This window comes from Microvirga sp. P4_A5, from assembly GCF_056402495.1.
Genome location: NZ_JBFUHH010000085.1, coordinates 1 through 19,719, shown reverse-complemented (window position 1 = coordinate 19,719; position 19,719 = coordinate 1). Strand labels below are relative to the sequence as shown.

Sequence of the window (19,719 nt, the reverse complement as noted above, 5' to 3'; positions counted from 1 at the left end):
CCATGAAGAAGATCGCCGACGGCGATGCCTGGTCGATGCCGGCGACCATCGACGATCCGATGGTGCTGGAGGAGATCGGGGAGGCGTTGAAGGGCAGGGGTCTGGCGGGGGAATAGTCCCGGCCATGACGAGTTGCGAGGATTAGAAAAAAGGCCCGGATCGCTCCGGGCCTTTTGTTGCGATGCGTTATGCGTCGTCTTCTTCGTCGTCCTGCTTCAGCTGCTTGAGCTTGGCGAAGACCGAATTGACGTCGATGGCGTCCTCTTCAACCGGTTTCGGACGGCTCATATCGGCGAAGGGCTCGTCGCGCACCGGCGCGGTCGAGACTTCGGCCGGCATCAGGGTGCCGCCCGCGTCGGGCGCTTCCACGTGCGGACGGTCCTTGGCGGCGCGCTGCACCTCGAAATCGAGGTCGATCTGCGACGAGAGACCGAGGGTCACCGGGTCCATCGGCGCGAGGCTCGGCGAATTCCAGTGGGTCCGGTCACGAACCTGCTGGATCGTCGTCTTGGTGGTGCCGACGAGGCGCATGATCTGTGCGTCCTTCAGCTCCGGATGATTGCGGACCAGCCAGAGGATCGCGTTGGGCCGGTCATGGCGGCGCGACACCGGGGTGTAGCGCGGGCCCTTCTTGGTGCGCTTGGGCTCGGGGAGCTTCACTCGCGACTCGGCCATTTTCAGGCGGTGCGCGCTGTCGGCCTGGGCGGTCTCGATTTCCTCGCGGGTCAATTGACCGGAGGTGATCGGATCGAGACCCTTGATGCCGGCCGCGACCTCGCCATCGGCGATCCCCTTCACCTCGAGCGGGTGGAGCTTGCAGAAATCGGCGATCTGTTCGAACGACAAGGACGTGTTCTCGACGAGCCACACGGCTGTCGCCTTGGGCATCAGCGGTCCCTGGGACATGGGCTTTTTCTCCTGAAAGCCGGGTGCCGATTCGTCGGCGCCGCACGGCAAAAACTCTCCTGCGCTCCGAACCGGTCGGACCGGAGCATCTCGTCTCACGATGTGAGGGAAACAGGGTTATTATACGGATCGCGCACCGAGGTTGCAATTCCAAACGCATCCTTACGGCTGCGGGAATCCTCATTCGATGCTGCTTACCTTAACGACAAGCCCCTCAAGGCAGCAGGACGATCTTGCCCATATGGCTGCCCCCATCCATGCGGGCATGCGCCTTGGCGACCTCGTCGAGGCGGAAGGTGGAATCGATCAACGGCTTCACGCGGCCCTCGCCCAGCAGGGGAAGGACCTTGGCGGCGAGCGCCTCGGCGATCGCGGCCTTTTCGGCAACCGACCGGGAGCGCAGGGTCGAGCCCGTATGGGTCAGGCGCTTCAGCATCAGGCGGCCGAAATCCATCTCGATCCTGCTGCCCTGCAGGAAGGCGATCTGCACGATGCGCCCATCCTGGGCCGCGGCCTCGTAGTTTCGCGGAATGTAATCCCCGCCCACCATGTCGAGGATCAGGTCGGCGCCGCGTCCGCCGGTGAAACTCTTGACCGCCGCGACGAAATCCTCCGCCCGGTAATTGATCGCGAGATCCGCGCCGAGGCGCCGGCAGGCCTCGCATTTCTCCGCGCTGCCCGCGGTGGTGAGAACGGTCGCGCCGAAGGCCTTGGCGAGCTGGATGGCGGTGGTGCCGATGCCGGAGGTGCCGCCATGGACCAGAAAAGTCTCGCCCGGTTTCAGGGCTCCGCGCTCGAAGACGTTGGTCCAGACGGTGAAATAGGTCTCGGGCATGGCGCCGGCCTCGACCATGGCGAGCCCGTCCGGCACCCGGATCGCGTTGGTCTCGTGAACGACGGCGTAATCCGCATAGCCGCCGCCGGGCACCAGGCCCATGACGGCATCGCCGACGGAAAATCGGGACACGCCGGGGCCTGTGGCAACCACCCGGCCGGCGATCTCAAGCCCGAGAATATCGGGTGCGCCGGGGGGAGGCGGGTAGCGGCCCTCGCGCTGGACGACGTCCGGACGGTTGATTCCGGCGGCTTCGACCCGGACCAGAACCTGCCCGTCGGACGGGGTAGGAACGGGACGCTGGACGATCCTCAGGACCTCGGGGCCGCCTTTCCCCTCGGCGACGACCGCCCGCATGGTGTCCGAAATTGCCGCCATTCTGTCCTCCTTCGGCCAAGCGCCATTCCTATAGCCGATATTGGCAAGGCGCGTAGCACGGCCTAACCTGAGGCGAAATTTCTTTGGAAGGAGAACGATATGGCTTTCGATCCCTTTGCCGAGGACCCGCTGCCCCGGAAGGGCGGGCACGAGATCGGGCAGGACCTGTCCCTTCTGTCGATCGACGAGATCGACGAGCGCGTCGGGTTGCTCGAACGGGAGATCGCACGCCTGAAAGAAGCCCGGTCCGGCAAGCAACGGTCCCTCGATGCGGCGAGCGCATTCTTCAATCTTGGCTCGGCCTGACAGCGCGCTTCGACCGAGGGTTGGGCCGCTTAACCAATTCTTAGGGTTTAGGAGCGTTAATGAACCCATCCAGTTCTCTCTCTCGCTGGATATCGAGTGGCTCCTGTTCACTCTTGTTTGACGCCTCCCTGTGATCACTTCGAGCCGCTGCAAGGCGGCTCTCCTTTTGCCGGTGAGAACTTCTATCTTTCGGGCGAAAATGGCCGGGATGGTGGCGTTCGCGATGCCGCTTAACCTTAAGAAAGGGTTAGCGGAGCATCCTGCGCCGACGCGCTCTATACTGATCTCCTGACACAGCAAAAGCAGACCCCGCCCGGACCACCGGAGCAGGCGGCAAAGCTTCGGGAGACGGTCGGTGAGAGAACCGGACGTGATCAATCTTCAGGCCGGCCCGATTCGGTTCGGCAACAGCTTCGTGCATTCGGAGGCCTTCCGGGCGCTGTTCCAGGAGGGCATGGAGCTGGTGGAAGAGACGGCGGCCTATCTGGATGGGCCGGGCCGGGAGGAATCGCGGCCTTTGCCGCGTCCCATCACCGTCGCGTATGCGAGCGAAAGCATGCGATTGACCACCCGGCTCATGCAGATCGCCTCCTGGCTTCTGGTTCAGCGGGCGGTGGCCGAAGGGGAAATGACCGTCGATCAGGGTCAGGCCGAGAAGAACCGCGTCCGCCTTGCATCCCACGACGCCACGGCGACGATCGCCGAGTTCGAGGCGCTCCCGGCCCGCCTCCGGGAACTCGTGGGGCTCGCAGCCCGCCTCCATGCGCGCATTCTCCACCTCGAACAGATCATCGCCGAGGTCGACGAGACGCCCCGCGCGGCCGGAATCAACGCGGTGGCCGGTCAGCGTGCCCTGCTGGAGCGGACTTTCGGGGTGGGCTCCCGCGCACCTTCCCCGCACCGCTCCGCCGATTGAACGAAAAAAGCCCCGCTCGCGCGGGGCTTTTTCGTCAGGGGTGCGACAACCCCGGTTCTTGCAAGAATTACTTCTTGAAGGCCATGTTGCCGAACTTCGAGTTGAAGCGCGACAGGCGACCGCCACGGTCGAGCAATTGCTGCGTTCCGCCGGTCCAGGCCGGGTGGGTGCTCGGGTCGATATCGAGGTTGATGCTGTCGCCCTCTTTGCCGTAGGTCGACCGGGTGGTGAACTCGGTGCCGTTGGTCATCACGACCTTGATGAAATGATAGTCCGGATGTTCGGTTGATTTGCGCGCCATTGCCATGTCCTCGTGCGGCTGTCCGATGGGCCAGCCTGCAGCCTGAAAATTCGAGCCTGTCTTGAAAGGTTGCCGGCCTATACCGTACTTGGAACCCTGAAACAAGAGATGGGGCCCTGAAACAGGTTTCGGACCCTGAAACCGAGATTCGGAACCCGCAAGGCGGCCAGAGCGCCAAAACGCGATTCCACGACACGCCCAGCCGGGCACGAAAGCTGACAGATCGATATGGCCGCCATGCCTGCCAGAACTCCCCGCCCGAAAGCAGCACTCTCCGCGCTGCGGCCCCTCGTGCCCTACGCGATCGCCTACAAGGGGCGGATTGCCGCCGCCCTGGTGGCGCTGGTCGTCGCCTCGGCCGCCACCCTCGTCATGCCCATCGCCCTTCGGCGCGTAGTGGATTTCGGCTTCTCGTCGGATAACCGCACCCTCATCAATGCGTATTTTCTCGTCCTGCTGCTGGTCGTGGGCGTGCTCTCGGCGGCAAGCGCCGCCCGGTTCTACCTCGTGATCACGCTCGGCGAGCGGGTGGTGGCGGATCTGCGCGCCGCGGTCTTCCGTCATCTGACGATCCTCGATCCGGCCTTTTTCGACCGCACCAAGAGCGGCGAGATCGTCTCGCGCCTGACCGCCGACACCACGCAGGTGAAGGCCGCCTTCGGGGTCAGCATCTCGATTGCGCTGCGCAACGTCTTCCTGTTCGTCGGCGCGGTGGCGCTGATGATCGTGACGAGCCCGAAGCTGTCGGCCCTCGTGCTGCTCGCCATACCCGCCATCGTGCTGCCGTTGGTGATCTCCGGCCGCGCCGTGCAGCGGCGATCCCGCGCCGCGCAGGACCGGCTGGCCGACGCCTCGGCCTATGCGGCCGAAGCCGTCGGCGCGGTTCGCACCATGCAGGCCTTCGGGATGGAGCAGGAAACGGCCGCGCGGTTCGCCGCCGCCGCCGAACAGGCTTTCGAGGCCGCCCGCCTGTCCACCACCATGCGGTCGTTCCTGACCGGCATCGGCATTTTCATGGTATCGGCGAGCGTCGTGGGGGTGCTGTGGTACGGCGCGCAGGATGTCATGAGCGGCACCATGACGCCGGGCCAGCTGTCCCAATTCGTCCTCTACGCGGTGTTCGCCGCAAGCTCCCTCGGCCAGCTCTCGGAGGTCTATGGCGAACTCGCGCAAGCGGCGGGCGCGGCCGAGCGGCTCGGCGAGATCCTCGCCACCGAGCCTGCCATCCGGGCGCCTTCGCATCCGGTTCCGCTGCCGGTGCCGTCGCCCGGCACGGTGTCGTTCGAGGATGTGTGGTTCTCCTATCCCTCCAGCAACGAGCGGCCCTCGCTCAAGGGCTTCACGCTCCGCCTCGCCCCCGGCGAGCGGGTGGCGCTGGTGGGACCGTCGGGGGCCGGGAAAAGCACCGTCCTGCAATTGCTGCTGCGGTTCTACGATGCCCAGAAGGGCCGGATCCTCGTCGACGGCGTCCCGGTCCCGCAGGCCGACCCGGTGGCGTTGCGGTCGCGCATGGCGCTCGTGCCGCAGGACCCGACGGTGTTCGGCGCCAGCGTTCGCGACAACATCCGCTACGGACGTCATGACGCCACCGAGGAGGAGATCGTCCACGCTGCGACGCTCGCGGCGGCGGATGGCTTCATTCGCGCCATGCCGCAGGGCTACGACACCCTCATCGGCGAACGCGGCGTCACCCTGTCGGGGGGACAGCGGCAGCGTCTGGCGATCGCCCGGGCCATCCTGAAGGATGCGCCCATCCTGCTTCTCGACGAGGCGACGTCCGCACTCGATGCGGAAAGCGAGCGCAAGGTCCAGACCGCCCTCGACCGGCTGATGCTGGGCCGCACGACCCTCGTCATCGCCCACCGGCTCGCCACGATCCGCTCCGCCGACCGCATCCTGGTGATGGATCAGGGCCGGATCGTCGAAGAGGGGACCCACGAGGCGCTTCTTGCCGAAGGCGGGCTCTACGCGCGGTTGGCGAGGCTCCAGTTCACCGATCCCGACGGGGAGGTGCAGGCGGCCGAGTAAACCGATCGAAACCGATTCCCGTTTTGCCGGTTATGTGAGAGCCGGCGTCGCGCCGGCACGGCGTCCTCGGGGAGACAACCATGATCGGCATGTGCAGCAGGCGGCATCCGCAGGATTCCCCGCGCATCAACCTCCACGAGGATTGGGAGATCCGCTACTGGACCGGGCGCTGGCGCGTCTCGCGCGACCAACTCATGAGCACCGTCAAACGCGTGGGCGTGCAGGTCTCCGACGTGGCGAGGGCGCTCGGGAAACCCGCCTGAGTTCAACGTTCGGTGAGTTTCAGCTCGATGCGCCGATTGCGCGAATAGGCCTCCTCGGTGGTGGCGAGATCGAGCGGCTGGTATTCGCCGAAGCCTGCCGCAAGCAGGTGCTGCGGCGACACGCCCCGGGCCGCGAAGGCCTGCACCACCGCGATGGCGCGGGCCGCCGACAACGCCCAGTTCGACGGGAATTGCGCCGTCGCGATCGGCCGCGAATCCGTATGACCGTCGACCCGGATCACCCAAGGAATGTCGGGGGGAATTTGCTTCTCGAGCTCGACCAGCGCGCTGGCGATGCGATCGAGTTCGCCGGAGGCTTCGGGCCGARGCGTCGCCTGTCCAGCCGGAAACAGCACCTCCGACTGGAAAACGAAGCGGTCGCCGACGATTCTCACATCCTGCCGGTTGCCGAGAATCTGGCGCAGGCGGCCGAAGAAATCGGAGCGGAATCGCGCCAGCTCCTGCACTCTCTGCGCCAGGGCCACATTCAGCCGTGAACCAAGATCGGCAATCCGCGCCTGACTGTCCTTGTCGCGGGTTTCGGACGCGTTCAGCGCCTCCTCCAAAGCGGCGAGTTGCCGGCGCATGGCGGCGATCTGCTGATTGAGGATGTCGATCTGGCTCATGGCGCGCCCGGTGGCCTGCCGCTCCGTGGTGAGAGCCTGGTTCAGATCATCGGCGCGGGTCTGCGCGGCGCCGCCGCTTTCGACGAGGTTCTGCAGCCGCTCCCGGTCGGCCTCCGCCGCCTGCAGGGTCGTCTGGAGGGAATTGAGATTCTCCTCCAGCGTGCGCCGGCCCGAGCGCTCAAGCGACAGCAGGTCGGTCAATTCCGATATCTGGCGGTTCAGGCGGTCGAGCACGGTGTCGCGGCTCGACAATTCGCGGGACAGAAAGAACTGCCCGACCATGAACACCGAGATGAGAAACACGATCGCGAGCAGAAGGGTCGAGAGCGCATCGACGAAGGCCGGCCAGTAATTGAGCTCTCCCCGGGGGCCGCGACGCCGCCTGCCCGAACTTGCAACCGGCATCAGGGCAGTCTTTCTTGCGACAGGCGATCGAGCACCTGCTTCAGTTCCTTCTCGCGCGCGGCCTGCGCCTCCACCCAGTCGCGGATCATCTGCTGTTCGGCCCGCATGTGCTGGACGAGGCCCTGCACGCCCTCGGCAAGATTGGCCATGGCCTGCGTGGAGGCCCGCCCTCCGGCGCCGTCATTGACCGCCGCGGTCAGACGGTGGAGCGCGGTCGCAAGGTCGTTGGAGGTGCCGGGACGGGCCTGAAGATCAGCGCCCGTCGTGTCCATGGTGGACATGGCGAGCCAATCCTCGAGTTCGGTATAAAAGCGGCTTTGCGCCTGGCCCGCCTGGAGATCGAGGAAGCTCAGCACCAGCGAGCCGGCGAGGCCGAACAGCGATGCCGAGAACGACAGACCCATGCCCTGGAGCGGGCCCGCCAGCGAATTCTTGAGTTCGTCGAAGAGGACCGCCGAATCCTGCCCGGTGCGAAGCGATGAGATGATGCGGCCGACCGAGCCGACGGTGTCGATGAGGCCCCAGAAGGTTCCAAGCAGGCCGAGAAAGACCAGCAGTCCCGCCAGATAGCGGACGATTTCGCGGCTCTCGTCCAGGCGCGCGCCGATCGAGTCCAGAAGCGAGCGGGTGGCCGCGACGGAGAGCGTCGATTGGGCCGAGCGACCGCTGATGAAGGACGCCATGGGCGCGAGCAGAATGGGCGGATTGGGAGGCAGCATGCCTTCCTCGGTCTGCCGAAAGGTGTTGACCCAGCGGATCTCGGGGAAAAGCCTCACCACCTGCCGGATCGCCAGCACGATGCCGATGATCGTCACGCCCACGATGAGGCCGTTCAAGCCCGGATTCGCCATGAAGGCGTCGATGATCTGCCGGTAGAGAATGAACGCCACAAACCCTGCCAGAATCAGGAACACCGCCATCCGGATCAGATAGATCCGCGGTGGGGTAAGGGGTTGTTCGTCCATCGTTATCCTGCTCTCTCGGTGCGCAACGCCCTGGATCACGAGATTCGAACACCGTGATCGATACCAGCAACTCAGGCGGGATGTGCCCCGAAAACCTCTGGACGGTTCTCAGCATCACGCTCCCGCAATGTGACCGGGCCGTCGCGCCGGATCAAGCGTAGCGGAGGCGCACCGAAGCTGGACGAACAGAAATCTGGGATAGAATTACCGTTTTGCGGATTTCAGGAGCTTGAGCAGCTCGCGATGCAGGGTCTCGTTGCCGCACGCGATGCTGCCGGCATTGAGCGGATCCGTCCCGCCATCGACGTCGGAGAGATAGCCGCCGGCCTCGCGGATCAGCAGCATGCCGGCCGACACGTCCCAGCTGTTCACGCCGCGCTCCCAATAGGCATCCAGCCGCCCGCAGGCCACATAGGCGAGGTCGAGGGCTGCGGCGCCGAAGCGGCGCATGCCGCCCACATGGCCCATGACGGCGGAGAGTTCCTTCATGAACACACCGTGATCGCCCTTGCCGATATGGGGCAGCCCGCAGGCAACGACCGCGTCCGCCATCTCGATGCGGGCAGCAACGCGGATGCGGCGATTGTTGAGATACGCGCCCTTGCCCTTTTCGGCGATGAACAGCTCATCCTTGATCGGATCGTACACCACACCGGCGACGATCTGGCCGTCCCGTTCGAGACCGACCGAAATGGCGAATTGCGGAATGCCGTGGAGGAAGTTCGTGGTGCCGTCGAGGGGGTCGATATGCCAGCGGTGGTTCGGATCGGTGCCTTTGACGGTCCCGCCCTCTTCGAGGATGAAGCCATAGCCGGGCCGCGCCTTTTCGAGCGCGTCACGCAGGATCTGCTCGGCCTTGCGGTCGGCGGCGGACACGAAATCGCCCGGCCCTTTTCGCGACACCTGGAGATTCTCGACTTCGCCGAAATCCCGCTTCAGGGAGCGCGAAGCCTTCATCACGGCATCGGTCATGACGGTCATGAGGGGCGAGCGGATCATCGGCGGGCGGTCCTGAATTCGGGGAGCGGGAAAGGGGTGAGGCCGGATGGACCACGCCGGGACCCGAAGGTCAAGCGACAGCGCGGCTTTGCGCCCCGTTACGGGCCGTCCACCCGCCTGCGCGCTAGCGCATCCCCAGCCGTTCGCCCGCCAGCTTTTCGGCCTTCTTCTTCTCGTCCGGAGTCATGTCCCGCAGCGCGTCGTCGAGCCAGGGATCGGCCAGGCCCTGTCCTACTGCGAGGATATGCCAGGCCGCGGCGTCGACCTTGTTGACCGGCACGCCGCGCCCCGAGACGAGGAGGCGCGCCAGGCGGTTCTGCGCGATGGCGCTGCCCTTCGCGGCGGCGCGGCGGAAATACTGCGCCGCCTTGCTCTCGTTCTTCATCACGCCTTCGCCGTTGAAGAGAAGGATCGCGTATTCGACGTCGCCCACCGATGACCCGTTCTGGGCCGCCCGCTCGAAGAGGGATGCGGCCTCGGTGGGGTTTCGGGTGATGCCCCGGCCTTTCAGGTAAAGGACCCCGAGGGCATGCTGGGCGTCGGGAAGTTCCGCGTCGGCTGCGACCCGCAACAATTCGAGGGTGCGTCGGACATCCGCGTCGGCGTTGCTCGACAGAAGGATCAGCGCCAGATTGTAGCTCGCGACCGGGTTGCCCTTCGCGGCTGCTTCCTCGAGCCAGGCACGGCCTTGCGCCGGGTTCCTGTCCATGCCGCGGCCTTCGAGCGCCATCAGGCCCAGGGACGAGAGCGCTTTCGCGTCGCCGCGCGCCGCCGCCAGCCGATACCATTCCGCAGCCTTCACCGGGTTCACGGGCACGCCGAGGCCCTGGTTGTACAATTCGCCCAAGAGGGTCATGGCGGCGGAATCGGTCTTGTTCTTTTCGAGCCGCAGGGTCGCCTCGCGAAACGCCTCGTTGTAGTGGCCGCGTTGGTAGGCCCCATAGGCGAGATCCGGCGCCGCCTGGGCGGGCCCAGTCGACAACGCAGCCGCCAAGAGGGCCACAGACACAAGGAGGGCGCGCATCAATCCTGCGCCTCGCGCTCACCGATCAGCGCCACGGCCGCGGCCACCGCCTTTGCCGGGCCCTCGGGATGGGACCAGACTGCGTCACCGAGGGCGATGAATTCCGCATGGGTCGCGACCAGCGTCGGGATCGCGTCCAGATCCGCCGCATAGGCCACGCAGGGCGTCTCGAAAATCTCGGCCCACCAGGCCGCCCGTTCGATCACGCTGTCGAGCGCCGGGACGCTGCCGTCGGCGCGCGGTTCGCCGAACAGCAGGTAATCGGCTCCCGCCTCTCCGGCCGCCATGGCCTCGTCCTTCGTGCGAAGGCCGCCGACGCCGAGCGCGCGCTCGGATTTGAGCTGCTGGCGCAGGTCCTTCAGGTCGAACTGGCCGCTCGTCACATGGACGCCGTCGGCACCGGCGCGCCCGGCGACGATGGCGAGATCAGCCTCGCCGGCGGACGCGATGATGAGGGCCGTTCCATGATCCTGGACCGAGGAGGCCAGAACCTTGATGTGGTTCACGAGGGTCCGCTCCTCGGCCTTCGGCAGCCGCAAAAGCAGGGCCGCCACATGGCCGGTCGCGCAGGCCTCCGCGAGACGCGGCGCGAAAACGGCCGGGTCGTCGACGACGGGGGTGATGAGATAGAGGCGGGCTGCAGGTTCGGCCATATTCCACGGATCGCGAGAGGACAAGGAGATCGGATAGCTACGCCATAACGAAAACGGGGCCATCATGCGAGGCCCCGCTTCTCTTCGATGATTGGGGCAAAACCCGGATCGATTACTCGGCGGCCTTGCGGTCCGTGCTGAATTTCGGGTCGAGTTCGCCTGCCGCGTAACGCTTGGCCATCTCGGCCGGGGTGAGAACGCGCTTGATCTTGGAGGCCTGTCCGGCCGTGTTGAATTCCTGCAGGCGCTGCTTGCAGAGCTTGGTCATGGCTTCCATGGCGGGCTTGAGGTACTTGCGCGGGTCGAACTCGCCGGGATTCTCGGTCAGAATCTTGCGGATCTGGCCGGTCATGGCCATCCGGTTGTCGGTGTCGATGTTGATCTTGCGGACGCCGTGCTTGATGCCCCGCTGGATCTCCTCCACCGGGACGCCCCAGGTCTGGGGCATCTTGCCGCCGTACTGGTTGATGACGTCCTGCAGGTCCTGCGGCACGGAAGAGGAGCCGTGCATCACCAGATGCATGTTCGGCAGCTTCGCGTGGATTTCCTCGATAACGTTCATGGCGAGGATCGCGCCATCGGGCTTGCGGGTGAACTTGTAGGCCCCGTGGGACGTGCCCATGGCGATGGCCAGCGCGTCGACCTTCGTCTCGGCGACGAACTTGACGGCCTCGTCGGGATTGGTGAGCAACTGGTCGTGGCTGAGCTTGCCCTCGGCGCCGTGGCCGTCTTCCTTGTCGCCCATGCCGGTCTCGAGGGAGCCGAGCACGCCGAGTTCGCCCTCGACCGAGATGCCGCCGAGATGCGCCATTTCGACCACGCGGCGGGTGACATCCACGTTGTAGTCCCAATCGCCCGGGGTCTTGCCGTCGGCCTTGAGCGAGCCGTCCATCATCACCGAGGTGAAGCCCGMCTGGATSGCGGTCATGCAGGTCGCAGGCTCGTTGCCGTGGTCGAGATGAACGCAGACCGGGATATGCGGGTAGATCTCGGTGACGGCGTCCATCATGTGCTTGAGCATGATGTCGTTGGCGTAGGAGCGCGCGCCGCGGCTCGCCTGGATGATCACCGGCGCGTCGAGAGCGTTCGCCGCCTCCATGATCGCGAGCGCCTGCTCCATGTTGTTGATGTTGAACGCAGGTACGCCGTAGCCCTGCTCGGCAGCGTGATCGAGAAGCTGTCTCAAGGTGATGCGTGCCATATCGTCCTCCGTTTGTTGATTTTTGAAGTCGCAGAAGCCGCGCGGCCTAGGCTTTCAGCGCGTCGACACCGGGCAAGGGCTTGCCTTCGAGCCATTCGAGGAAAGCGCCGCCCGCTGTCGATACATAGGAAAAGTCGTCCGCAACGCCAGCATGGTTGAGCGCCGACACGGTGTCGCCGCCCCCCGCCACCGAGACCAGCTTGCCGGCCTTGGTGCGTTCCGCCGCATGGCGCGCGGCCGCCACGGTGCCCTGGTCGAAGGGCGTGATCTCGAAGGCCCCGAGCGGGCCGTTCCAGACCAGCGTCTTCGCGTCGTTGATGGCCGAATTGATCCGCTCGACCGATTGCGACCCCACGTCGAGGATCATCTGATCGTCCGGGATCGCGTCGATGCCGTAAGCATGGTTATAGGCGCCGGCCTTGAATTCGTAGGCGCAAACCCCGTCCACCGGCAGGATGATGGCGCAATTGGTCTCGCGCGCCTTCTCGAGGATCCGAAGCGCCGTATCGGCCAGGTCCTTTTCGGCAAGCGACTTGCCAATGCCGAGGCCCATGGCGTGCAGGAAGGTGTTGGCCATGCCGCCGCCGATGACCAGCGCATCGACCTTCTTCACGAGGTTTTCCAGAAGGTCGATCTTGCTCGACACCTTCGCGCCGCCGACGATGGCGACGAGAGGGCGGGCTGGGGCTTCGAGCCCCTTGGTGAGAGCTTCGAGCTCCGCCTGCATGGTGCGGCCCGCATAGGAGGGCAGCGCATGGGCGAGCCCTTCCGTGGAGGCGTGGGCGCGGTGGGCGGCCGAGAAGGCGTCGTTGACATAAAGGTCGCCGAGCGCCGAAAGCTGCTTCACGAAGGCCGGCTCGTTCTTCTCCTCGCCTGCGTGGAAGCGGGTGTTTTCGAGGAGGAGAATGTCGCCGTCCTTCAAGGCCGCCACGGCCTTTTCGGCCGCATCGCCCACGCAATCCTCCGCGAAGGCGACGGGCTTTTTGAGATGCTGCCCGACCGCCTCGGCCACCGGCCGCAGGCTCTCTTTCGGATCGCGTCCCTTCGGTCGGCCGAAATGGGCGAGAAGGATCACCTTCCCGCCTTTGTCGGAGATCTCCTGGAGCGTCGTCAGGATGCGCTCGATGCGGGTCGCATCGGTGATCCGGCCGTTCTCCATCGGAACATTCAGATCGACGCGGACGAGGACGCGCTTTCCCCGGACGTCAGCCTGGTCGAGCGTGCGGAAAGCGGTCATCGACAAGCTCCGTCAGATCAGCTTCGCCATGGCGACGGCGGTGTCCGCCATCCGGTTCGAGAAGCCCCATTCGTTATCGTACCACGACAGCACGCGAACGAGGGTACCGTCCAGCACCTTGGTCTGGTCCATATGGAAGGTGGACGATGCCGGATCGTGGTTGAAATCGATCGAGACCTTCGGCTCGTGCGTATAGGCGAGCACGCCCTTGAGGGGACCGTCTGCCGCGGCCTTGATGGCGTTGTTGATTTCCTCGACCGAGGTCGGGCGCTTCGGGATGAACTTGAAATCCACCACCGAGACGTTSGGSGTCGGCACGCGGATCGASRYGCCGTCGAGCTTGCCSTTGAGTTCCGGCAGCACSAGGCCSACSGCCTTGGCRGCGCCSGTCGAGGTCGGGATCATCGACACGGCGGCGGCGCGGGCGCGATACAGGTCCTTGTGCATCTGGTCGAGCGACGGCTGGTCGTTGGTGTAGGAATGGATCGTCGTCATGAAGCCCTTTTCGATGCCGACCGCGTCGTGCAGCACCTTCGCCACCGGGGCGAGGCAGTTGGTGGTGCAGGAGGCATTCGAAATGACGATGTGATCCTTCGTCAGCTTGTCGTGATTGACGCCGTACACGACCGTGAGATCGGCACCGTCCGCCGGGGCCGAGACGATCACGCGCTTGGCGCCGGCGGTGAGGTGCGCCGAGGCTTTTTCCTTCGAGGTGAAGAAGCCGGTGCATTCCAGCGCGATATCGACGCCGAGTTCCTTGTGCGGAAGCTGCGCCGGGTCCTTGATGGCCGTGACCTTGATGCGCTGATCGTTGACCACGATGAAGTCGCCCTCGACTTTCACGTCGGCCGGGAACTTGCCGTGCACCGAATCGTAGCGCAGCAGGTGGGCGTTGGTCTCGACAGGGCCGAGATCGTTGATCGACACGACCTGGATGTCCGTGCGACCGCTTTCCACGATGGCGCGCAGGATGTTGCGCCCGATACGACCGAAGCCGTTGATCGCGACCTTCACCGTCATTGTCCTAGCTCCCTTGTGCGACGAGGTTCATCGCTGCAAAAAACCTCAGAGATTATGGGTCCTGAGGACCTTTTCGGCCACCGCTTCGGCGGTGATGCCGAAATGCCGGTAGAGATCCTTGTAAGGCGCGCTTGCGCCGAACCCGCTCATGCCGACGAAGATACCGTCTGAACCGATCACCGCATCCCAGCCGAAACGCACGGCCGCCTCGACCGCCACCTTGATGGGCGCATCACCGATGATGCGGGCCCGAACGCTCTCGGGCTGCGACAGGAAGAGATCGAGCGACGGTACCGACACAACGCGAACCGCGAAGCTTTGTTCGGCGAGAAGTTTCTGCGCCTCGAGCGCGATCTCGACCTCGCTGCCCGACGCGAAGATGGTCGCGCGCGCCTTGCCGCTGGAGGGCGACAATTCATAGGCGCCGGTGGCCGAGACGTTCTTCTCCCCCGCCTCCTTGCGGACCTGCGGCAGGTTCTGGCGGGTCAATGCCAGGAGGCTCGGCCCGTCCGTGCGCTCGACGGCGAGCTGCCAGCACTCGGCGGTCTCGATGGCGTCGGCCGGGCGGTAGACCCGCATCTTCGGCATCGAGCGGAGCGACGCCAGATGCTCGACCGGCTGGTGGGTCGGGCCGTCCTCGCCGAGGCCGATGGAATCGTGGGTCATCACGTAAATCACGGGGATTCCGGCAAGCGCCGCGATGCGCATGGCGGGACGCGCATAATCGGCGAAGACCAGGAAGGTCGCGCCCGCCGGCAGGTAGCCCCCATGGAGCGAAATGCCGTTCATGGCCGCCGCCATCCCGTGCTCGCGGATGCCGTAATGGACATAGCGGCCGGCGAAATGGCCCGGCGAGATGGCGGTGAGATTCTTGGTCTTGGTGTTGTTGGAGGGCGTCAGGTCGGCCGAACCGAGCACCATCTCGGGCACCGCTTCGGTGATCACCTCGAGGGCGATTTCGCTGGCCTTGCGGGTCGCCACGTTCTGCGGCTCGGCGAGAAGGCGTGCTTTCAGCTTCGCGACGGCCGCGGAAAGCCCTTCGGGACGCACGCCCTTCATGCGGCGCTCGAATTCGCGGCGGGTCTCCGCGGGCGCTGCCTTCAGGCGGTCGGTCCAGGCCTTGCGCTGGCGGCGGCCCTTGCGGCCCGCCTTCGTCCACGCGTCGCGGATCGCGTCCGGAAGCGCGAAGGGTTCGGATTTCCATCCATAGGACGCCTTCGCGCCGGCCAATTCCTCGGCGCCCAGCGGCTCGCCGTGAGCCTTGGAGGTGCCGGCCTTCTTGGGCGCGCCGTAGCCGATGGTGGTCTTGCAGGCGATCATCGTCGGGCGGTCGGATTTCTGCGCCCGGGACAGGGCGCGGGCGATCGCCTGCGGATCGTGGCCGTCGACGCGCACCGCGCGCCAGCCGGCAGCCTCGAAGCGCTTCACCTGGTCGCCGGATTCCGACAGGGACAGCGGCCCGTCGATGGAGATGCCGTTATCGTCGAAGAGAACGATCAGGCGGCTGAGCTTCAGGTGCCCGGCAAGCGAGATCGCCTCGTGGCTGATGCCCTCCATGAGATCGCCGTCCGAGGCGATCACGTAGGTGCGGTGATCGACGAGATCGTCGCCGTATTCGGCGTTCAGCATCCGCTCCGCCATGGCCATGCCGACCGCGGTCGCGATGCCCTGTCCGAGCGGGCCGGTGGTGGTCTCGACCCCCGGCGTCATGAAATTTTCCGGGTGGCCCGGCGTCTTGGAATCGAGCTTGCGGAAATTCTTCAGCTCATCGATCGTCATGCCCTTCACGCCGGTCAGGTGCAGCAGCGCATAGAGCAGCATGGAGCCGTGGCCGGCCGAGAGAACGAAGCGGTCGCGATCGGCCCAGGTCGGCTCCGTGGCGTCGTATTTCAGAAACTTCGTAAACAGCACCGTTGCCATGTCGGCCGCGCCCATCGGCAGGCCCGGATGGCCGGACTTTGCTTGCTCGACTGCATCCATGGCGAGAACGCGAACGGCATTCGCCATGTCCGAGTGTGTGACGCGGTCGGCGGGGGCAGAATCTGGCACGGTTGGTAATCCACAAGTCTTGGCGGCTTCGCGCGAGCAGGATTCGTCGCCACGAAACCTCATCTGAGGGGGCGTGGGCTCCTTAACACGAGGGCCGGGCGAGTCAAAGACTTCGCAGCCCGCGAGCAGACCGACGGCATGCGCGGGAGACGAGGTTCTGCATAACCTCGCAGCCCCGTTGCCCCTCGGTAACGACCGGCCTAGTGTCGGGGACGATTCCCGGAGTTGCGATGACACCCATTCTCGATGACGCGTTGAAACGGCTGGATATTGCCCTCGGGCTTCTCGAGGCCTCGGTTTCACGGCGGCTCGAAGCCGAAAAGCGGCGCGGCGATCTGGAGACCGAACTTCAGCTCATGCAGGACGATCGCGCCCGCCTCGCAGGCGAGCTCGATGGCGCCCTGACCCGCCTGCAGCGCTACGAGGCGGCGACGGACGACGTCAGCCAGCGCGTCCGCGTCGCCATCGGGACGATCCAGAGCGTGCTTCATCAGGCCGGCGAACTCGAACCCGAGGAGGGCTGAGTTGTCACAGGTTTCTGTCTTGATTGCCGGAAAGACCTACCGCATCGCGTGCGCGGACGGCGAGGAGGACCATCTGAAAGGTCTGGCTGCTTCCCTCGATGCGAAGATCGAGGAGATGCGGGGCACCTTCGGCGAGATCGGCGACATGCGTCTCCACGTCATGGCGGCCATCACCATGGCGGACGAGATGCACGACCTGCAGAAGCGGCTTGCCGCCATGGAGGCCGAGCTCAACGGGATCCGCTCCTTCGCCTCGACGGGCGACGAACGCAGCCAGATGATCGAAACCCGCCTCGCCGACGGCATCCAGAAGGCCGCCGACCGGATCGAGCGGCTGGCGCGGGGGTTGAACGGGCCGGGTTGAGGAGACCGGCGCCAGCGTCCGACCTTTCCGAACCGCAGATAGCACCAACTTTCCCCTTCCCCCGCACCCTCATCGTCCCTACATACGGAGGGCGGGGCTGTGGGGCACGTCTAGAGATCATTTCCCCGGGGCCTTAACGATCCCAAGGGAGCTGTCCCTGACCCGGTCCCTGGACCGGGACACATGGCGCCCACCTACACAAGTAGGTTCCCGGGATCGCTTCTCTGACGACTTTCGCGGCTCCGCACTCAAGACCATTCATGACCACACTCCCTCTCGCCGACCTCAAGGAAAAGCTTCGCCAGCAGGCACTTTCCCGGCGCGACGGGCTCGACGAGGCCTTCCGGACCGACGCGGCGCAAAGCGTCACTGCCCGGGCCCTCGACCTCCCCGAGTTGAAAGAGACCGGCACGATCGGCGCCTATTGGCCGATCCGCAGCGAGGTCGATCCGCGCCCGATCATGGAGGCGCTCGCCGCCCGGGGGCAGGAGGTGGCGCTTTCGCAGATCATTCACCCGCATCTCAGTTTTCGGCTGTGGCAGCCGGGCGATCCTTTGATCAAGGGCGGATTCGGCGTGCATGAGCCGGGGCCGAATGCGCCGGAGATCTACCCGGCGGCGCTCCTCATCCCGTTGGCGGCGTTCGACCGGCGCGGCGGCCGCATCGGCTACGGCAAGGGCCATTTCGACCGCGCGATCGCGGAGCTCGAGAAGAAGCATCCCGTCCTGACGATCGGGTTGGCCTACGCGGTCCAGGAGATCGACGCGGTGCCGCTTGAACCGCACGACCGTTTGCTGGATATCGTCATCACCGAGAACGAACTGATCAGAACCAGCCCCTAGGGCGGTCATTCCCAAGGATTTCCCATGCGTCTTCTGTTTCTTGGCGATGTGGTCGGTCGGCCGGGCCGCAACGCGGTGGTGGAGCGTCTTCCCGGATTGCGCGACCGGTGGCAGCTCGATTGCGTGGTCATCAACGGCGAGAATTCGGCTGGCGGCTTCGGCATCACCGAGGCGATCTGCGACGACCTCCTGAACGCGGGGGCGGACGCGGTGACGCTCGGCAATCACACCTGGGACCAGCGCGAGACCCTGGTCTTCATCGAGCGCCAGACACGGCTTTTGCGGCCGGTGAATTTTCCAGCCGGCACCCCTGGGCGGGGCGCCAATCTCATCGACACGGCGACGGGGAAACGCGTTCTCGTCGTCAACGTCATGGGCCGGCTCTACATGGATCCCCTCGACGATCCCTTCACGGCGCTCGACCGGGAGCTCGAAGCCTGCCCCCTCGGGCAGGTGGCGGACGCCGTCATCGTCGACGTCCACGCCGAGGCGACCAGCGAGAAGGAGGCCATGGGCCATTACCTCGACGGTCGCGCCTCCCTCGTCGTCGGCACCCACACCCATGTGCCGACCGCCGATCACCGAGTTCTGTCCGGCGGAACCGCCTATATGTCGGATGCGGGCATGTGCGGCGATTACGACACGATCCTCGGCATGCAGAAGGAGGAATCGATCCGCCGCTTTCTGCAGAAGACCCCCGGCCCCCGCATGGAGCCTGGCCTCGGGGAGGGGACGCTCTCCGGAATCGCGGTCGAGACCGATGATCGCACCGGGCTCGCGCACCGCGTCGCGGCGGTGAGGCTTGGCCCGCATCTCGAAGAATCATGGCCGCGCTTCTGGGATTAGACCGTGGCCTTTCCTTGTAGCGTCCCTTGGCTTGCCACAATGCATGCCCATCTGTTCGTCACGGAGGACCAGAGTGGACGCCAATCTCGACCAGAAGCCCTATTCGGTGACGCATAACGGCACGTTGCCCGAAGCCGAGGGGCACAAGAGCGCCTCCGCGGTCCTGCGATCCGTCATCGACAATGCCCGATCCGACACCATCTCCATCGGCGAGATCATGCATGCCTTCGGGGAACGGGCCTTCGGGTTCGTGCTGATCCTGTTCAGCCTGCCCAATTGCGTGCCGGCGCCGCCCGGGATCGCCGGTATCGTCGGGACGCCGGTGCTGATCTTCGGCATCCAGATGCTGCTCGGCCACAAACACCCGTGGCTGCCCGGCTTCATCCGCCGCCGCACGGTCTCGGTTTCCAAATTCAAACGCCTGATCGATATCGCCGAGCCGAAGCTCCAGAAGCTCGAAAGCTATTGCAGACCGCGCCTGACCCAGCTGTTCAGTCCGCTCGGTGATCGGGTCGTCGGGCTGTTTGCGCTCCTGGCGGCGCTCTCGGTGCTGATTCCCTTTCCGGGCACCAATTTTCCGCCCTCCATCGCGCTGGTGATCGTCTCCATCGCGGTGATGGAGGAGGACGGCTATCTGCTGCTGGGGGGCTATCTCATCGGTCTGGCCGGTCTTGCCTATACGGTGACGGTGCTCGGCGCGTCCTACCATCTCATTCAYGCCGCCATCACCAGCTGGTTCTGAGACGGGCTTTGCGTCGGGGCTCGCCGCGTTTTATAAGCCCGCTATCGTCAACAGCCACGGCCTGACGGGTGCCCTGCTCGCGGGAGCCCTCGGCCGTCTCTCTGGAGGCCCAATGGCCGGACACTCACAGTTCAAGAACATCATGCACCGCAAGGGGCGGGTGGATGCTCAACAGCCACGGCCTGACGGGTGCCCTGCTCGCGGGAGCCCTCGGCCGTCTCTCTGGAGGCCCAATGGCCGGACACTCACAGTTCAAGAACATCATGCACCGCAAGGGGCGGGTGGATGC

At 65.4% G+C, this 19,719-nt stretch carries 21 protein-coding genes, 1 other RNA gene and 1 pseudogene; 11 read left to right on the top strand and 12 right to left on the bottom strand.

Translation table 11 applies throughout. The annotated features are described in order from the left end of the window. Positions 1-186 precede the first annotated feature (186 nt). Together AC1DVM_RS18035 and AC1DVM_RS18030 are read right to left on the bottom strand one after the other, a co-directional pair. The gene (locus AC1DVM_RS18035; protein WP_477256612.1) at positions 187-906 is read right to left on the bottom strand and encodes a DUF1013 domain-containing protein; all 720 of its coding nucleotides are present in this window, start codon (positions 904-906) and stop codon (positions 187-189) included. Positions 907-1,120: 214 nt separating this feature from the next. Next, positions 1,121-2,119, bottom strand: coding sequence for an NAD(P)H-quinone oxidoreductase (locus tag AC1DVM_RS18030; protein ID WP_477256610.1), 999 nt, complete (start codon positions 2,117-2,119; stop codon positions 1,121-1,123). Positions 2,120-2,218: 99 nt separating this feature from the next. Here AC1DVM_RS18030 and AC1DVM_RS18025 point away from each other — a divergent pair, with 99 nt between their 5' ends. Then, complete coding sequence (locus tag AC1DVM_RS18025; RefSeq protein ID WP_477256608.1) at positions 2,219-2,425, top strand: DUF1192 domain-containing protein; 207 nt, start codon at positions 2,219-2,221, stop codon at positions 2,423-2,425. A gap of 355 nt (positions 2,426-2,780) precedes the next feature. Beyond that, positions 2,781-3,341, top strand: a complete 561-nt coding sequence (gene rcdA, locus AC1DVM_RS18020; RefSeq protein ID WP_477256606.1) for a protease adaptor protein RcdA — start codon at positions 2,781-2,783, stop codon at positions 3,339-3,341. Between the two features lie 67 nt (positions 3,342-3,408). On the opposite strand, the gene rpmE is transcribed toward rcdA, so the two are convergent. Further along, positions 3,409-3,642, bottom strand: a complete 234-nt coding sequence (gene rpmE / locus AC1DVM_RS18015) for a 50S ribosomal protein L31 (protein ID WP_477256604.1) — start codon at positions 3,640-3,642, stop codon at positions 3,409-3,411. 237 nt (positions 3,643-3,879) lie between these two features. Here rpmE and AC1DVM_RS18010 point away from each other — a divergent pair, with 237 nt between their 5' ends. Together AC1DVM_RS18010 and AC1DVM_RS18005 are read left to right on the top strand one after the other, a co-directional pair. After that, on the top strand, positions 3,880-5,670 hold the full coding sequence (locus tag AC1DVM_RS18010) for an ABC transporter transmembrane domain-containing protein (protein ID WP_477256602.1): 1,791 nt from the start codon (positions 3,880-3,882) through the stop codon (positions 5,668-5,670). Positions 5,671-5,750: 80 nt separating this feature from the next. Then, positions 5,751-5,933, top strand: a complete 183-nt coding sequence (locus AC1DVM_RS18005; protein WP_477256600.1) for a DUF3606 domain-containing protein — start codon at positions 5,751-5,753, stop codon at positions 5,931-5,933. A gap of 2 nt (positions 5,934-5,935) precedes the next feature. Here the strand turns inward: AC1DVM_RS18005 and AC1DVM_RS18000 are convergent, their stop codons facing one another. From AC1DVM_RS18000 to tkt, 9 genes are all read right to left on the bottom strand, one after another. Further along, the gene (locus AC1DVM_RS18000; protein ID WP_477256598.1) at positions 5,936-6,964 is read right to left on the bottom strand and encodes a peptidoglycan -binding protein; all 1,029 of its coding nucleotides are present in this window, start codon (positions 6,962-6,964) and stop codon (positions 5,936-5,938) included. Next, on the bottom strand, positions 6,964-7,929 hold the full coding sequence (locus tag AC1DVM_RS17995; RefSeq protein WP_477256596.1) for a flagellar motor protein MotA: 966 nt from the start codon (positions 7,927-7,929) through the stop codon (positions 6,964-6,966). Before AC1DVM_RS17995 ends, AC1DVM_RS18000 begins: the two co-directional genes overlap by 1 nt. Before the next feature lie 204 nt (positions 7,930-8,133). Beyond that, entirely contained in the window at positions 8,134-8,928 is a 795-nt protein-coding gene (locus tag AC1DVM_RS17990; protein ID WP_477256594.1) for an inositol monophosphatase family protein, read from the bottom strand. Positions 8,929-9,052: 124 nt separating this feature from the next. Further along, positions 9,053-9,952: a tetratricopeptide repeat protein gene (locus AC1DVM_RS17985; RefSeq protein ID WP_477256592.1), complete on the bottom strand. Its 900-nt coding sequence runs from the start codon at positions 9,950-9,952 to the stop codon at positions 9,053-9,055. Then, positions 9,952-10,605 carry a thiamine phosphate synthase gene (locus tag AC1DVM_RS17980; RefSeq protein ID WP_477256590.1) on the bottom strand — a complete coding sequence of 218 codons (654 nt, stop codon included), beginning with the start codon at positions 10,603-10,605 and terminating at the stop codon, positions 9,952-9,954. Before AC1DVM_RS17980 ends, AC1DVM_RS17985 begins: the two co-directional genes overlap by 1 nt. Positions 10,606-10,717: 112 nt before the next feature. After that, on the bottom strand, positions 10,718-11,806 hold the full coding sequence (gene fba / locus AC1DVM_RS17975) for a class II fructose-bisphosphate aldolase (RefSeq protein WP_477256588.1): 1,089 nt from the start codon (positions 11,804-11,806) through the stop codon (positions 10,718-10,720). 46 nt (positions 11,807-11,852) lie between these two features. Further along, positions 11,853-13,043: a phosphoglycerate kinase gene (locus AC1DVM_RS17970; RefSeq protein ID WP_477256586.1), complete on the bottom strand. Its 1,191-nt coding sequence runs from the start codon at positions 13,041-13,043 to the stop codon at positions 11,853-11,855. Positions 13,044-13,055: 12 nt separating this feature from the next. Next, positions 13,056-14,063 carry a type I glyceraldehyde-3-phosphate dehydrogenase gene (gap, locus tag AC1DVM_RS17965; protein WP_477256584.1) on the bottom strand — a complete coding sequence of 336 codons (1,008 nt, stop codon included), beginning with the start codon at positions 14,061-14,063 and terminating at the stop codon, positions 13,056-13,058. A 45-nt stretch (positions 14,064-14,108) separates the two neighbouring features. Next, positions 14,109-16,070 (bottom strand): transketolase, encoded by a 1,962-nt coding sequence (tkt, locus tag AC1DVM_RS17960; RefSeq protein WP_477256613.1) that lies wholly within the window; start codon positions 16,068-16,070, stop codon positions 14,109-14,111. Between the two features lie 272 nt (positions 16,071-16,342). Here tkt and AC1DVM_RS17955 point away from each other — a divergent pair, with 272 nt between their 5' ends. The 7 genes and pseudogenes from AC1DVM_RS17955 to AC1DVM_RS17925 all read left to right on the top strand — a co-directional run. After that, positions 16,343-16,636 carry a DUF4164 domain-containing protein gene (locus AC1DVM_RS17955; RefSeq protein ID WP_477256582.1) on the top strand — a complete coding sequence of 98 codons (294 nt, stop codon included), beginning with the start codon at positions 16,343-16,345 and terminating at the stop codon, positions 16,634-16,636. A gap of 1 nt (position 16,637) precedes the next feature. Then, complete coding sequence (locus AC1DVM_RS17950; RefSeq protein WP_477256580.1) at positions 16,638-17,000, top strand: cell division protein ZapA; 363 nt, start codon at positions 16,638-16,640, stop codon at positions 16,998-17,000. 91 nt (positions 17,001-17,091) lie between these two features. Further along, a non-coding RNA gene (gene ssrS, locus AC1DVM_RS17945) (6S RNA) lies at positions 17,092-17,247 on the top strand. A 13-nt stretch (positions 17,248-17,260) separates the two neighbouring features. Continuing rightward, complete coding sequence (locus AC1DVM_RS17940; protein ID WP_477256577.1) at positions 17,261-17,842, top strand: 5-formyltetrahydrofolate cyclo-ligase; 582 nt, start codon at positions 17,261-17,263, stop codon at positions 17,840-17,842. Positions 17,843-17,866: 24 nt separating this feature from the next. Next, positions 17,867-18,688, top strand: coding sequence for a TIGR00282 family metallophosphoesterase (locus AC1DVM_RS17935; protein ID WP_477256575.1), 822 nt, complete (start codon positions 17,867-17,869; stop codon positions 18,686-18,688). Between the two features lie 73 nt (positions 18,689-18,761). After that, positions 18,762-19,430 (top strand): exopolysaccharide biosynthesis protein, encoded by a 669-nt coding sequence (locus tag AC1DVM_RS17930; protein ID WP_477256573.1) that lies wholly within the window; start codon positions 18,762-18,764, stop codon positions 19,428-19,430. 112 nt (positions 19,431-19,542) lie between these two features. Further along, positions 19,543-19,632 (top strand): annotated as a pseudogene (locus AC1DVM_RS17925) (YebC/PmpR family DNA-binding transcriptional regulator); the annotation flags it as partial. Positions 19,633-19,719 lie beyond the last annotated feature (87 nt).

What these genes read in the sequence shown, in the direction of transcription:
- tkt (WP_477256613.1), bottom strand. Translation starts at nt 16,070, where the DNA reads ATGGCGAATGCCGTTCGCGTTCTCGCCATGGATGCAGTCGAGCAAGCA.
- AC1DVM_RS17935 (WP_477256575.1), top strand. Translation starts at nt 17,867, where the DNA reads ATGCGTCTTCTGTTTCTTGGCGATGTGGTCGGTCGGCCGGGCCGCAAC.
- AC1DVM_RS18025 (WP_477256608.1), top strand. Translation starts at nt 2,219, where the DNA reads ATGGCTTTCGATCCCTTTGCCGAGGACCCGCTGCCCCGGAAGGGCGGG.
- AC1DVM_RS18035 (WP_477256612.1), bottom strand. Translation starts at nt 906, where the DNA reads ATGTCCCAGGGACCGCTGATGCCCAAGGCGACAGCCGTGTGGCTCGTC.
- AC1DVM_RS17970 (WP_477256586.1), bottom strand. Translation starts at nt 13,043, where the DNA reads ATGACCGCTTTCCGCACGCTCGACCAGGCTGACGTCCGGGGAAAGCGC.
- AC1DVM_RS17955 (WP_477256582.1), top strand. Translation starts at nt 16,343, where the DNA reads ATGACACCCATTCTCGATGACGCGTTGAAACGGCTGGATATTGCCCTC.
- AC1DVM_RS17995 (WP_477256596.1), bottom strand. Translation starts at nt 7,929, where the DNA reads ATGGACGAACAACCCCTTACCCCACCGCGGATCTATCTGATCCGGATG.
- rpmE (WP_477256604.1), bottom strand. Translation starts at nt 3,642, where the DNA reads ATGGCGCGCAAATCAACCGAACATCCGGACTATCATTTCATCAAGGTC.
- AC1DVM_RS18010 (WP_477256602.1), top strand. Translation starts at nt 3,880, where the DNA reads ATGCCTGCCAGAACTCCCCGCCCGAAAGCAGCACTCTCCGCGCTGCGG.
- AC1DVM_RS17985 (WP_477256592.1), bottom strand. Translation starts at nt 9,952, where the DNA reads ATGCGCGCCCTCCTTGTGTCTGTGGCCCTCTTGGCGGCTGCGTTGTCG.
- AC1DVM_RS18030 (WP_477256610.1), bottom strand. Translation starts at nt 2,119, where the DNA reads ATGGCGGCAATTTCGGACACCATGCGGGCGGTCGTCGCCGAGGGGAAA.
- AC1DVM_RS17940 (WP_477256577.1), top strand. Translation starts at nt 17,261, where the DNA reads ATGACCACACTCCCTCTCGCCGACCTCAAGGAAAAGCTTCGCCAGCAG.
- AC1DVM_RS18005 (WP_477256600.1), top strand. Translation starts at nt 5,751, where the DNA reads ATGATCGGCATGTGCAGCAGGCGGCATCCGCAGGATTCCCCGCGCATC.
- AC1DVM_RS17990 (WP_477256594.1), bottom strand. Translation starts at nt 8,928, where the DNA reads ATGATCCGCTCGCCCCTCATGACCGTCATGACCGATGCCGTGATGAAG.
- AC1DVM_RS17980 (WP_477256590.1), bottom strand. Translation starts at nt 10,605, where the DNA reads ATGGCCGAACCTGCAGCCCGCCTCTATCTCATCACCCCCGTCGTCGAC.